This is a genomic window from Limnohabitans radicicola (assembly GCF_014837235.1).
Lineage (GTDB): Bacteria > Pseudomonadota > Gammaproteobacteria > Burkholderiales > Burkholderiaceae_C > Limnohabitans_A > Limnohabitans_A radicicola.
Genome location: NZ_JACYFT010000001.1, coordinates 1264610 through 1278344, shown reverse-complemented (window position 1 = coordinate 1278344; position 13735 = coordinate 1264610). Strand labels below are relative to the sequence as shown.

12 protein-coding genes are annotated in these 13735 nt (G+C 62.5%); 10 read left to right on the top strand and 2 right to left on the bottom strand.

The features are described from left to right. Positions 1 to 21 precede the first annotated feature (21 nt). Positions 22 to 489 carry an Lrp/AsnC family transcriptional regulator gene (locus IC609_RS06345; RefSeq protein WP_191818570.1) on the top strand — a complete coding sequence of 156 codons (468 nt, stop codon included), beginning with the start codon at positions 22 to 24 and terminating at the stop codon, positions 487 to 489. 21 nt (positions 490 to 510) lie between these two features. On the opposite strand, the gene IC609_RS06340 is transcribed toward IC609_RS06345, so the two are convergent. After that, complete coding sequence (locus IC609_RS06340; protein ID WP_191818569.1) at positions 511 to 1788, bottom strand: Glu/Leu/Phe/Val family dehydrogenase; 1278 nt, start codon at positions 1786 to 1788, stop codon at positions 511 to 513. Positions 1789 to 2000: 212 nt separating this feature from the next. On the opposite strand from IC609_RS06340, the gene mnmG reads away from it, so the two are divergent. The 9 genes from mnmG (at position 2001) to IC609_RS06295 (ending at position 12187) form a co-directional block, all read left to right on the top strand. Next, positions 2001 to 3971: a tRNA uridine-5-carboxymethylaminomethyl(34) synthesis enzyme MnmG gene (gene mnmG / locus IC609_RS06335; RefSeq protein ID WP_191818568.1), complete on the top strand. Its 1971-nt coding sequence runs from the start codon at positions 2001 to 2003 to the stop codon at positions 3969 to 3971. Next, on the top strand, positions 3968 to 4615 hold the full coding sequence (rsmG, locus tag IC609_RS06330; protein WP_191818567.1) for a 16S rRNA (guanine(527)-N(7))-methyltransferase RsmG: 648 nt from the start codon (positions 3968 to 3970) through the stop codon (positions 4613 to 4615). Before mnmG ends, rsmG begins: the two co-directional genes overlap by 4 nt. Before the next feature lie 117 nt (positions 4616 to 4732). Continuing rightward, a complete protein-coding gene (locus IC609_RS06325; protein WP_191818566.1) occupies positions 4733 to 5350 on the top strand; it encodes a LysE family transporter in 618 nt (205 codons plus the stop codon). A 15-nt stretch (positions 5351 to 5365) separates the two neighbouring features. Then, positions 5366 to 6136, top strand: a complete 771-nt coding sequence (locus IC609_RS06320; RefSeq protein ID WP_191818565.1) for a ParA family protein — start codon at positions 5366 to 5368, stop codon at positions 6134 to 6136. Positions 6137 to 6138: 2 nt separating this feature from the next. Then, on the top strand, positions 6139 to 6681 hold the full coding sequence (locus tag IC609_RS06315) for an RBBP9/YdeN family alpha/beta hydrolase (protein ID WP_191818564.1): 543 nt from the start codon (positions 6139 to 6141) through the stop codon (positions 6679 to 6681). A 2-nt stretch (positions 6682 to 6683) separates the two neighbouring features. Then, entirely contained in the window at positions 6684 to 7601 is a 918-nt protein-coding gene (locus IC609_RS06310; protein WP_191818563.1) for a ParB/RepB/Spo0J family partition protein, read from the top strand. 13 nt (positions 7602 to 7614) lie between these two features. Then, on the top strand, positions 7615 to 9348 hold the full coding sequence (locus IC609_RS06305) for an ATP-binding protein (RefSeq protein WP_191818562.1): 1734 nt from the start codon (positions 7615 to 7617) through the stop codon (positions 9346 to 9348). Between the two features lie 2 nt (positions 9349 to 9350). Beyond that, on the top strand, positions 9351 to 11105 hold the full coding sequence (locus IC609_RS06300) for an ATP-binding protein (RefSeq protein ID WP_191818561.1): 1755 nt from the start codon (positions 9351 to 9353) through the stop codon (positions 11103 to 11105). Between the two features lie 107 nt (positions 11106 to 11212). Continuing rightward, positions 11213 to 12187 (top strand): Bug family tripartite tricarboxylate transporter substrate binding protein, encoded by a 975-nt coding sequence (locus IC609_RS06295; RefSeq protein WP_191818560.1) that lies wholly within the window; start codon positions 11213 to 11215, stop codon positions 12185 to 12187. 51 nt (positions 12188 to 12238) lie between these two features. Here the strand turns inward: IC609_RS06295 and IC609_RS06290 are convergent, their stop codons facing one another. After that, on the bottom strand, positions 12239 to 13666 hold the full coding sequence (locus IC609_RS06290) for an FAD-binding oxidoreductase (protein WP_191818559.1): 1428 nt from the start codon (positions 13664 to 13666) through the stop codon (positions 12239 to 12241). Positions 13667 to 13735: the final 69 nt, after the last annotated feature.

The window sequence follows — 13735 nt, the reverse complement described above, 5'->3', positions numbered from 1 at the left end:
TCTTGCTCAATAATGTGGTTTATGGAAACACTTGACAAATTTGATTGGCTGATACTGAATGAATTGCAGCGCGACGGCCGGCTGTCGAACGCCGAGCTGGCCGAACGCGTGGGCCTGTCGGCCGCGCCTTGCTGGCGGCGGGTGCGGGCGCTGGAAAAAGCCGGGGTCATCACCGGCTACCGCGCCGAAATCGACAGGCACAAGGTGGGCCTGGATGTGCTGGCCTTTGTGCGGCTCGATGCGGAGCGCAACCGGGGGGATGTGACGCGCGAGCTGGAGGAGGCGATCCGCAAGATCCCGGAGGTCATCTCCTGCCACTACATCAGCGGCACGGGCACCTTCGAGCTCCAGGTCATCAGCAAGGACCTCAACACCTTCAGCGCGTTTGCGCGCGATGTGCTGATCAACCTGCCCAATGTGAAAGACCTGCACACCAGCTTTTCACTGGGCGAAGTCAAGGCGTCAGGGGCATTGCCGCTCCAGCCTTGAGCCACAGCGGGCCACGGAGGATCAGGGGTAGAGCCCGCGCAGCTCACGCGCCTGCAGGATGCGCGTGCAGGCGATGATGAAGGTGGCGGTGCGCAAGCTCACGCCGTGCTGCTCGGCGGTGTGCCAGACCGCCGCAAAGGCTTCGCGCATGATCCGCACCAGCCGCTCGTTGATCTCGTCTTCGCCCCAGAAGAAGCTGGAGAAATCCTGCACCCATTCGAAGTAGCTGACCGTGACGCCGCCTGCATTGGCCAACACGTCGGGCACGACCAGAACGCCGCGTTCGCGCAGGATGTCGTCGGCCTGCGGGGTGGTGGGGCCATTGGCGCCCTCGATCACCAGGCGCGCCTGGATTTGGGGGGCATTTTCGGGCGTGATTTGCTGCTCCAGCGCCGCGGGGATCAGGATGTCGCAAGGCACCGACCAGAAAGTCGGGTCCGTGATGACCTCAGCCCCTGCAAACCCTCGCACACAGCCGTGCTCGGCCACATGGGCCAGCAAGGCAGGCACGTCCAGGCCGCTTTCGCGGTAGATGCTGCCACCGTGGTCCTGTACCGCCACCACGCGGCTGCCTGCTTGTGCAAACAGCTTGCCTGCGATGCCGCCGACGTTGCCAAAGCCTTGCACGGCGATGCGCGCGCCTTTCAGGTCCAGCCCAATGTGCCGTGCCGCTTCCTGTCCGACGGTGAAGACCCCGCGCCCTGTCGCTTCACGCCGCCCCAGTGAGCCGCCCAATGCCAGAGGCTTGCCGGTCACCACGCCCGAGGCGGTGGCCCCCTCGTTCATCGAGTAGGTGTCCATCATCCAGGCCATGATCTGTTCATTGGTGTTGACGTCGGGCGCGGGGATGTCCTTGGTGGGGCCGATGACGATGCCGATCTCGCTGGTGTAGCGGCGGGTCAGGCGTTCAAGTTCCCCACGCGAGAGGGTTTTGGGGTCGACCCGGATGCCGCCTTTGGCCCCGCCAAAGGGCAGGTTGACGGCGGCATTTTTGACCGACATCCAGGCCGACAGCGCCATGACTTCGGACAGCGTCACATCCTGGTGAAAACGCACACCGCCCTTGCCTGGGCCCCGGCTGGTGTTGTGTTGCACGCGGTAGCCCTCGAAATGGGCCATGGTGCCGTTGTCCAGCTCGATCGGCACGTCCACGATCAGGGCACGTTTGGGGCGTTTGAGTGTTTCAACCCAGCGCGACAGTGAACCGAGAAAGGGCGTGACGCGGTCAACTTGTTGCAGGTAGATGCCCCAGGGGCCGAGGTGTTGGGCGTCCAGGTAAGAAGGCAGGGGGTGGGTCATGGCGCAGTCCTTGAAAAGCAAAACCGGGCTTGAGCTTAGGCGGTGTGTCAGGGGATGTCCAAGGCCGGTTGGCTGTTGAGTTATGCAAGCCGCGCATAACCCGGCGGCCGGGCGCTGCCAGTAAAATAAGCACTTTCGACCCAACCCGATGGCAGGGCGGTCATTGACCTCGGCGCGGGCTCCGGGGTCCTCATCCCTGGGCGGACTTTTTCATGCTTTACCCTCAAGAATTCGACGTGATCGTGGTCGGTGGCGGCCATGCCGGCACGGAAGCGGCTTTGGCTGCAGCGCGCATGGGCAGCAAGACGCTTTTACTGAGCCACAACATCGAGACCTTGGGGCAGATGAGCTGCAACCCCAGCATTGGCGGCATCGGTAAGGGCCATCTGGTCAAGGAAGTCGACGCGCTGGGCGGCGCCATGGCTCTGGCCACCGATGAGGGCGGCATCCAGTTCCGAATCCTCAACTCGTCCAAAGGTCCGGCCGTGCGTGCCACCCGCGCCCAGGCCGACCGCATCCTTTACAAAGCCGCGATCCGCCGCATGCTGGAGAACCAGCCCAATTTGTGGCTCTTCCAGCAGGCGGTGGACGACCTGATGGTGGAAGGCGACCGCGTGGTCGGTGCCGTCACGCAGGTCGGTATCCGTTTCCGTTCGCGCACCGTGGTGCTGACGGCTGGGACATTTTTGGACGGCAAGATCCACGTCGGTCTGCAGAACTACTCTGCTGGCCGCGCGGGCGACCCGCCGGCGGTGAGCCTGTCGGCGCGCCTGAAGGAATTGAAGCTGCCGCAAGGTCGCCTGAAGACCGGCACGCCACCGCGTCTGGACGGCCGCACCATCGACTTTTCCCAATGCACCGAGCAGCCGGGTGACGGCATGCCCGGGGGCATGAACGAGCAGGGCGGGGTGCCCGTGTTCAGCTTCATGGGCAAAGCCAACATGCACCCGCAGCAGATGCCCTGCTGGATCACCCACACCAACGAGCGCACGCACGAGATCATCCGCTCCGGCTTTGACCGCAGCCCCATGTTCACCGGCAAGATCGAGGGCGTGGGCCCGCGTTATTGCCCGAGCGTGGAAGACAAGATCAACCGCTTTGCCGACAAGGACAGCCACCAGATTTTTCTGGAGCCCGAAGGCCTGACGACGAACGAGTACTACCCCAACGGCATTTCGACCAGCCTGCCGTTCGACATCCAGTACGACCTGGTGCGCTCGATGAAGGGCCTGGAAAATTGCCACATCCTGCGCCCCGGGTACGCCATCGAGTACGACTATTTTGACCCGCGCTCGCTCAAGAGCAGCTTCGAAACCAAGCAGATCCACGGCCTGTTCTTTGCGGGCCAGATCAACGGCACCACGGGTTACGAAGAGGCGGCGGCCCAAGGCCTGTTTGCTGGCATCAATGCCGCGCTGCAGTGCCGGGGCGAAACCGCCTGGACGCCCAGCCGCGACCAGGCGTATTTGGGCGTGCTGGTGGATGACCTGATCACCAAAGGCGTGACCGAGCCCTACCGCATGTTCACCAGCCGCGCCGAATTCCGCCTGCAGCTGCGCGAAGACAACGCCGACATGCGCCTGACTGAGATCGGCCGCCAGATGGGCCTGGTGGATGACGCCCGCTGGGACGCCTTCTGCCGCAAGCGCGATGCGGTTTCACGTGAAACAGAGCGCCTGAAAGCCACCTGGGTGAACCCCCGCAACCTGCCGGCCGAAGAGTCGACCCGTGTGCTGGGCAAGGCGATTGACCACGAATACAACCTGTTCGACCTGCTGCGCAGACCAGGTGTCGGCTATGCTGATCTGACATCGATGAACGGTGGTTGCTACACCAGTCCCGATGTTTCACGTGAAACGCTGGGCGATTTGACCGACGCAGTCATCGAGCAGGTCGAGATCGCTGCCAAGTATTCCGGCTACATTGACCGCCAGAAGGAAGAGGTCGAGCGCGCCGCTTATTACGAAAACCTCAAGCTCCCGGCCGATCTGGACTACATGCAGGTCACCGCCTTGTCGATCGAGGCGCGTCAGAAGCTGGCCAAGCACCGTCCTGAAACCCTGGGCCAGGCTTCGCGCATCTCGGGCATCACCCCGGCGTCGGTTTCGCTGTTGCTGATCCACCTGAAAAAAGGCGGCTTCAAAGGTTTCCGGGCCCCTGCCCAAGAGGCCCAGCCCGCATGAGTGACGCGCTCGCCACCCTGAAAGCAGGCGCTGCCGAGCTGGGCCTGGACTTGTCGCCCGTCCAGCTTGACCAGCTCATGGCCTACCTGGGCCTGATCCAGAAATGGAATAAGGTCTACAACCTCACCGCTGTGCGTGATCCGCAGGAAATGCTGACCCACCACCTGCTCGACAGCCTCACCGCCATCGCGCCGCTGGTGCGCCACACCCAAGGCCAGGCCGCCAAGGTGCTGGATGTGGGGTCGGGCGGCGGCTTGCCCGGCATTGTGCTGGCGATCTGTCGACCAGAACTCGATGTCAGTTGCGTGGACACGGTGGGCAAAAAAGCCGCCTTCATCCAGCAGGTGGCGGCCACGCTCAAGCTGCCGAACCTGCGCGGCATCCATGCCCGCGTCGAAACCTTGACGGGCCCGTTCGATGTGATCTGCTGCCGGGCCTTTGCGTCCTTGCCGGACTTTGTGAATTGGTCGCGCAGTGCGTTGGCAGGGCAGGGCGTCTGGATGGCCATGAAGGGCAAGCATCCTCAAGCCGAGATTGATGGCCTGCCAGCCGACGTGGACGTGTTTCACGTGGAACCACTCACCGTGCCGGGTTTGGAAGTGGAGCGTTGCATGGTCTGGATGAAGCCTTTGACCACGGCCTGACGGATTGGCGCAAGCGGGCTTTGGTTTTTGCGTGGCGGGCGTGTGTCGCCCCCAAATGCCTTGGCGTACACTCGAACCCCCGACCCGGCTGTCGGTGTCTCCCTCTGGAAAGTTTCGATGTTCTTCGGTATCTCGGATTACGGTGCTTTTGTCGCAGCGATTGTGTTGTTCCTGGCCATTCCCGGCCCGGGCAATCTGGCGCTCATCACCTCCACCAGCAAGGGCGGCATTGCCGGGGGCCTGGGCGCCACTTTGGGCGTGATTGCCGGAGATCAAGTCCTCATGTGGTTGGCCGTGGCCGGTGTGGCCACGGTGTTGGCCACTTACCCGGCCGCGTTTGCTGCGGTGCAGTGGTTGGGCGCGCTGTACCTGGCCTGGCTGGGCTGGAAGATGTTGTCCGCCAAACCCGGTGACGCGCCCGTGCTGAACATCCGGCCTCGCCACTATTTTCAGCAGGCGGTGGCCATCACCTTGCTCAACCCCAAGGCGATTGTTTTCTACATGGCGTTCTTTCCCTTGTTTGTCGACCCTCAAACCCACCTGGGCCTGATCAGTTTCGGTGTCATGGCGGCCACCATCGCGGCCCTCACGTTCCTTTATGGTCTGGGCATGACGTTGTTGACCCATTACTTGGCCGAGCGCATGCGGGCCAACCCACGGATCGGTCGCGTGCTCGAGAAGCTAGCGGGTATTTTTCTCATCGGCTTTGGCATCAAGCTGGCCATTTCCAAATAAACCGGACGCACCACCATGGCCAAGATTTTCTGCATCGCGAACCAAAAGGGCGGCGTCGGCAAAACCACCACCACCGTGAACCTGGCGGCTGGTCTGGCCAAGGTCGGGCAAAGGGTGTTGTTGGTGGACCTGGACCCCCAAGGCAACGCCACCATGGGCTCGGGCATCGACAAACGTCAGCTCGAACTCAGCGTGTACGACGTGCTGCTGGAGTCGGCATCGATTGCTGAAGCCGCGATCAAGCCAGAAAAATGTGGCTACGACGTGCTCAGTGCCAACCGCGAGCTGGCCGGTGCCGAAGTGGAACTGGTGCAGCTGGCACACCGCGATCAGCGCCTGCGCCATGCCCTGGCGGCGGTAGACAACCAGTACGACTTCGTGCTGATCGATTGCCCACCGTCGCTCTCGATGCTCACACTCAACGGCCTGTGCGCTGCGCATGGCGTGATCGTGCCCATGCAGTGCGAGTACTTTGCGCTCGAAGGCCTCACGGACCTCGTGAACACCATCAAGCAGGTGCACGCCAACCTCAACAAAGACCTGAAAATCATTGGCCTCTTGCGCGTCATGTTTGATCCGCGCATCACGCTGCAGATGCAGGTCAGCGACCAGCTCAAGGCCCACTTTGGCGACAAGGTGTTCGACACGGTGATACCGCGCAATGTGCGCCTGGCCGAAGCCCCCAGCTATGGCCTGCCCGGGGTGGTGTTTGACGCTTCGGCCAAAGGCAGCCAGGCCTATGTGGAATTTGCCCGCGAACTGGTTCGCCGCGCTCCGACCCTTTGACCATGGGCCTGCACACCGTTCTGATCCTGCCCGGCTGGCAGGGCAGTGGCCCGGACCACTGGCAAATGCACTGGGTGCGCCAGCACGGTGGCGTCTTGGTCGAGCAGGACGACTGGATGCGCCCGCGCCGCGGTGACTGGCTGGCCCGGCTCGACGAGATGGTCATCGACACGCCGGGCCGACTGGTGTTGGCCGCGCACAGCTTGGGTTGCATCCAGGTGGCGGCGTGGGCGGCGGTGTCGCGCCACACCGCGCGGGTGGTTGGTGCCTTGTTGGTGGCGCCGGGGGATGTGGAAAGGCCTGAGCTGCACGAGCAGTTGCCCGGCTGGAGCCCCATCGTGCGCCAAAAGCTGCTCTTTGCCAGCATCCTGGTGGGCAGCCAGAACGACCCGTATTGCAGCGCTGCCCGTGCCCAAGACCTGGCCCGTGACTGGGGCGCCGAATGGGTGGACCTGGGTGAAGCCGGGCACATCAACGCTGACACACAACTGGGGGACTGGCCTGCGGGCCGGGCCCTCTTGAACCGTTTGACGAAGGAAACATGACCATGGTCACCAAAAAACCCAAGGGCCTCGGCCGCGGACTCGAAGCCTTGCTGGGCCCCAAAGTCGAAGACGCACCCGCCACCTCGAACGCAGCCAACACCGGCGTGCCCACCCTGCTCAAACTGGAGCAGATGGTGGCGGGCATCTACCAGCCACGTACTCGCATGGACGAGGGTGCCCTGTACGAACTGGCCGAGTCGATCAAGGCTCAGGGCATCATGCAGCCGATCCTGGTGCGCCAGCTGACCGATGGGGACAACGCGGGCAAGTACGAGATCATTGCCGGTGAGCGGCGCTTCCGCGCCAGCAAGCTGGCGGGTCTGGAGAGCGTGCCGGTGCTGGTGCGCGACGTGCCCAACGAGGCCGCAGCTGCCATGGCGCTGATCGAGAACATCCAGCGCGAAGACCTCAACCCGTTGGAAGAAGCGCAAGGCCTGCAACGTTTGATCAAAGAGTTTGGGCTCACTCACGAAACGGCCGCGCAGGCCGTGGGCCGCTCGCGCAGCGCTGCCAGTAACCTGTTGCGCCTCTTGAACCTGGCCGATCCGGTGCAGAGCATGCTGATGGCCGGGGACTTGGACATGGGCCACGCCCGCGCCCTGTTGTCGCTCGACAAAGCGGCGCAAATCACCGCCGCCAACCAGATTGCGGCCAAAAAACTCTCGGTGCGCGAGGCCGAAAGCCTGGCCAAAAAACTGGGCGCCGAATTCAACCTGGTGCACCAAAAGCCCAAGAAGGAAAAGTCGCGCGATGTGCGCCGGGTGGAAGAAGAGCTGTCTGACCTCCTGATGGCCGAGGTCGAGGTGCGTGTCAAAAAACGCGTCAAGCGCCTGGGCAAGATCGAGGAAATGGGCGAGCTGAGCATCCAGTTCGGATCGCTTGACGAGCTCAACGGCCTGATCGAGAAACTGCGCGGCTGAGGGGTTCCACACCATGGCGGGCATCGGGAGACTCTGGACGCTGCGCGCGCAGCTGAGCAGCTCCTTGTATTTCCGGCAAAGCCTGTTGGCGACCTATCTGTTGGCCGTCAGCCTGACCTCGCTCATTTTTTACCTGATTCCACCGGGCAACTACGCCCGCAACGCCAACCTGGTGTTTTCGCTGCTGACCATGGGCATGCTGCCCTTGGTTCGGGTGCGTGCGCTGTTCGTTCCCCTGATCCATCTGGTGACCTTTTTGAGCCTGGTGCTGGTCACTTACATCTCCAGCCAGACGGGGGCGATCAATTCCTCTGGCCTGGTCTGGCTCAATGTGCTGGCTGTGCCAGTGCTCTTGTTGCAGGGGCCACGCCCGGCGGTCGTGTGGATCGTGATCGTGCTGACCACCATCCTGGCGCTGCTGGTGGGTTCGGTCACGGGCCATCTGGACAGCCACATCCACTTTTCGCAGCAAGCCGTGCCCTGGGCGTTCATGAACCAGGCCATGGCCATGGCCAACCTGATGCTGGCGGTGCGCCTGTACGACCACTTGCACGAGCAGCAGATGCAGCAACTGCAAGAGCGCAATGCGGAACTCCAGCGCACCCACGAAGCTTTGCTGCAAGCCCAGGCCCACAAGGACGAGTTTGTGGCTGCGGTGGGGCATGAACTGCGCACACCGATGAACGCGATCCTGGGCTTCAACGGCGTGCTGCGCCAGGAGTTGGCCGACAGGCCTGAGCAGGTCGAGGTGGTAGACCACATTCGCCGCTCGACCGGCCATTTGCTGCAGGTGGTCAACGACATCCTGGACTTTTCGCAGCTGCAGGCGGGCAAGCTGATGCTGCACCTCGAAGATTTTGAGTTGCAGTCCTTGATGGACGAGGCCTTGCAGGCCGACCGCGACAAGGCGCTGGAAAAAGGCATCGCCTGGCAAGGCACTTTGGACCCGGTGCTGCCTGCGCGCGTGCGCGCCGACCGCCAGCGCTTGTTGCAGATCTTGCGCAACCTGCTGGGCAATGCGCTCAAGTTCACCACCCAAGGCGAGGTGCTGCTGCGCATCCATGCAGGCCATGACCGTCTGAACTTCGAGGTGCGCGACACCGGGCGCGGCATTGCGCTGGACCAGCAGGCCCACATCTTCCGGCGTTTTGAACATGCCGATGTGCAGACCACCCGCGCCTACGGGGGCACGGGTCTGGGCCTGTCCATTTGCGAAAAACTCGTGCAGTTGCACGGCGGCCAGATGGGCGTGCGCAGCATCGAAGGGCATGGCGCCACTTTCTGGTTTCATGTGCCCTTGCTGGCGGCCCATGCGGCGCCCACCGCACCGCAGTCAGACGAGACACTGCCTGAGCAAGAGGCCCTGCGCATCCTGGTGGTGGACGACAACGCCATGAACCTGATGGTGGCGCGCTTGCAGCTTCAAAAATGCTGGCCCCGCGCCGAGATCGTCACTCTCGACAGTGCCGCCAAGGCGTTGGCCCTGCTGGATGAGCAGGCGTTTGACGTGGCCCTGGTCGACATGGTGATGCCCGACATGGACGGCATGGCCTTGACCCGTCAAATCCGCCATCAGTTCCCGGCCATCACCGCCCGCATGCCCATCATCGCGCTCACTGCCAACACCAACCCGGTGGAGCGCCAGCGCTGCAAGGATGCGGGCATGGACGATGTGCTCGACAAACCGATGGATCTGCAGACGCTGGTGCGCTGCGTGAGTCGCCACGTGCTGAAGGCGAGGGCTTGAGCATGCAGATCAAAAGCATTTTGCAGCAGGGGTTTGACCGGTTGGTGGCCCGTTTGCCTGCGCCTTACCGCGAAGGCAAGATGCCCTACATCGTGTTCTTCGTGACGGTGGTCATCACCATCTTGCTCTTGTACTCGGCCATCAGCCCGTATCAGAATGCGACGCCCTTGTTTTTGTCGATGGCCGGCTGGTTGTCGTTGCTGCTGTTGCTGATCAACTTTGGCATGCCCCTGTCCTGGGGTGTGCACATGGGCACGCTGGCCGGTGCGGTCATGCTGACCTACGCGGTCTGGAATGCGGGCGGGGTGTTCTCTCCGCGCTTGACCTGGCTCCTGATCCTTCCCCTGACGCCTTTTTATGTGATCAGCCGACGCGCGGGCATGGCCTGGCTTTTGCTGGTGTGGCTGGGACAGTCGGCCATGGCCTTGGCCAACCATCATGGGCTGGTACCAGCCTTTGAGCCGGGCCCCGAGCATGCCGTCTCTTCGTGGGCGACCTTCAGTCTGGTCACGGGCATGCTCATCATCGTGCCGTTGATTTACGACCGCTTGCACGTCATGGCCTTGAAGAAAAGCCTGAGCTACCAGCGTGAACTCGAAGCCAAACGCCAGGAGCTGGAGCTGACGCTGCAAATGCGCGAGCACTTCATTGCGACGGTGAGCCACGAACTGCGCACGCCCATGAACGCCATCCTGGGCTTCAACGCCTTGCTGTTGTCCAACGTCGAGGGCAAGCCCGAAGCGCTCAAAGTGCTCAACCACACCCGCCAGTCGGCCGATCACCTGATGACGGTGATCAACGACATCCTCGACTACTCGCAGCTGCAGGCGGGCAAGCTGGTGGTGCAGCCCGAGACCTTTGAGCTGCGCCGCGTGGCCGAACACGCGTTTGAACTCTTCAAGCCGCGCGTCAACAGCATGGAGCTCGACTACCGGATCGAGCTGGACGGACAGTTGCCCGCCTGGGTGCACACCGACCGCCATCGCCTGATGCAAGTGCTGGTGAACCTGCTGGGCAACGCGCTCAAGTTCACCCATCAGGGCTCGGTGGTGCTGCGTGTGCAATGGCTAAACCCCGGCGTGCTGTTCTCGGTGCAGGACACGGGCATTGGCATCCCCAAGGCGCGGCAGCTGCACATCTTCAAGCGTTTCAGCCAGGCCGAAGACGACACACAGGCCCGCTACGGCGGCAACGGCCTGGGCCTGGCCATCTCGCAAAAGCTGGCGCATTTGCTCGGCGGCGACATCGGCTTTGAAAGTGAGCCCGGACAGGGCTCACGCTTTTGGCTGCGTTTGCCACTGGCGGCCGTGTCCGCTCCTGCACAGAAAAAAACCTCCCACAAGATCGAGGTTCAGACCGCGCAGATGGCCTGGCGCTTTCTGGTGGCCGATGACCATCCGATCAACCGTTTGCTGGCCAAGCAGGTGCTGTTGAGCGCCTGGCCCAACAGCACCGTTCTCGAGGCCGTGAATGGACAGCAGGCACTCGATGTGCTGCATACCCAGGCGGTGGATCTGGTGCTCATGGACATGGTGATGCCCGTCATGGATGGCATTGCATCCACGGCTGCGTTGCGCATGGATGCCGATCCTCGACTGAGCAGCTTGCTCGTGCTGGGCCTGACGGCCAACGTCAACCCGCAAGACCTGGACCGTTTCAAGGCTGCCGGCCTCAACGAGGTGATGCTCAAGCCGTTTGAGCCGGTGCAGCTGTGCTCGCAAATCGAGGCCTTGCTGGCTGGCCGCAAGGCCGGCTGATCGGGGCCTGGGGTGTCGTCTGTCTAAGGGTTTTCCAGTGTCCTGAGAAGGCTCGACAGGCGGCCATCAAATACCCAAAATGGTCTGAACCTTTTGGAGTTGTGCACATGGTCTCAAGTCGACTGCGCTTGCTTTTGCTCACCTGTCTTGTGGCACCCTCACTGAGTGTGTCGGCGCAAACCTGGCCCAACAAACCGATCAAGGTGATCACTTCTGCTGCGCCCGGCGGCATTGTCGACATCTATGCCAGAAGACACCAGCCACACCTTCAAAACGAGCTGGGCCAGCCCGTCCTGGTTGAAAACAAACCAGGTGCATCCGGGGCCATGGCCGGTGATGCGGCGGCCAAATCCGAGCCTGATGGTCACACCCTGTTCATGGGCACCCAAAACGAATTGGGTCTCATCGGGCACCTGGGTGTGCCTGTTCGCTATGACCCGGTGAAGGACTTTTCCGTGGTGGGGTTGGCCATCGCGGGTTATCCCATCCTGATGGTCAATGCGCAGTTGGGCGTCAAAACCGTTGCCGAGCTGGTTGCCTACATGAAGGCTAAAAATGCAACGCTCGATTGCGGGGGCAGTGGCACCGCCACCATCGGGCACTTCGTGTGCGCGGCATTTGCCGTGCGAACGGGTACGAAGATTCAGTATGTGCCCTACAAATCCAACGTGCCGGCCATGACCGACGCGGCATCGGGCCAGGTGCAACTGGTCTCGGCTTTCTACAGCGAGGTGGCACCCTTCATCGGCAACGGAAAATTGATTCCTCTGGGCGTGTTCGGTGCCAGCCGCTTGCCTTTGTTGCCCCTGGTCCCGACCATGGCCGAGCAAGGCCTCAAGGATCTGGAATTGCAAAGCTACACCGTCTATGCTGTCCCAGCGGGAACCCCTGTGGAGGCCCAAAGAAAGCTCCACGCAGCCATTGTGAAAGCCGCCAACCACCCTGACGTCATGGACCGCGTCAAGTCGGCCGGCGGGGTGTACTTTGACATGAATCTGGAAGAAACCCAGTCGTGGCAAAAGCGCATCCAGTCACGCTGGAACAACATTGTTCAGGAAACCGGCATCAAGCTGGAAAAGTGAACGCCCCACACCCAGGGGCTGTCTGCCATCGTCATCCTCTTGGGTTCATCTTCACATCGAAAAAATCTTCCCCGGATTCATGATGTTGTGCGGGTCCAGCGCCCGCTTGATGGTGCGCATCATGTCCACGGCGCCTTCGCCGGTTTCGGTGCGCAGGAAGTCCATCTTGTGCAGGCCGATGCCGTGCTCACCCGTGCAGGTGCCGCCCAGGCGCAGGGCGCGGCTGACCAGCTGCTGGTTCAGCGCTTCGGCGGTTTCGCACTCTTGTGGGTTGTTCGGGTCGATCAAATAGCCGAAGTGGAAATTGCCGTCGCCCACATGGCCCACCAGGAAGTAGGGAATGCCGCTGGCGTCGGTTTCGGTGACCGAATCCAACAGGCAGTCGGCCAGGCGGCTGATGGGCACGCAGGTGTCGGTGCTGATGGCGCGGCAGCCCGGCTTGCTCTGTACGGCGGCAAAGTAGGCGTTGTGCCGGGCGGTCCACAGGCGGGTGCGCTCTTCGGGGGTGGTGGCCCATTCAAAGGCGTTGCCCCCGAATTCGCTGGCGATCTCTTGCACCGTTTCGGCTTGTTCCTTGACGCCCGCAGGCGAGCCATGGAACTCCATCAGCAGCAGCGCTTCTTCGCGCAGGCCCAACTTGGCGTAAGCGTTGACCATGCGCACGGTGTTGTGGTCGATCAGCTCCACACGGGCAATCGGTACGCCCAGCTGGATGGTCTGGATCACGGTGCGCACAGCGGCCTCAATGCTGGGGAAGGAGCAGATCGCGGCCGAGATGGCTTCGGGCAGTGGGTACAGACGCACGGTGATTTCGGTCATCACGCCCAGCGTGCCTTCACTGCCCACCATCAGACGCGTCAGGTCGTAACCGGCGCTTGACTTCTTGGCTCGGGTACCGGTGCGGATCACTTCGCCCTGCGCGGTGACCACTTCAAGCGCCAGCACGTTCTCGCGCATGGTGCCGTAGCGCACGGCGTTGGTGCCGCTGGCGCGTGTGGCGCTCATGCCGCCGATGGTGGCGTCCGCACCCGGGTCGATCGGGAAGAACAAGCCGGTCGATTTGATTTCTTCATTCAGTTGCTTGCGTGTCACGCCCGGCTGCACCGTTACCGTCAGGTCTTCGGCGTTGATGGACAGCACCTTGTTCATGCGCGTCAGGTCGATGCTGATGCCGCCTTGCACCGCTAGCAAATGGCCTTCGAGCGAAGAGCCCACGCCAAATGGAATCACGGGCACCTGGTATTGCGCGCACAGCTTGACCGCATCGGCCACATCTTGTGTGCACTCGGCAAACACCACCGCCGCCGGGGGCGGCACGTGCGTGAACGCCGATTCGTCGCGGCCATGCTGCTCACGGATCACCAGTGCGGTGGAGCAGTTGTCGCCAAAGCGGGCCTTGAGGGCCACCAAAAAGGCTTCGGGTACGGCGCGCTGGGCCACTTCGGGGGCCAGGTGGGCGGTGGTGGTGGGGGCATTCATGGGAGGATCTCCTGGTGCGACGAGCGCGACTGATCGGGATTTTTTGCGCCAGTTTACGCGGATGGGGCC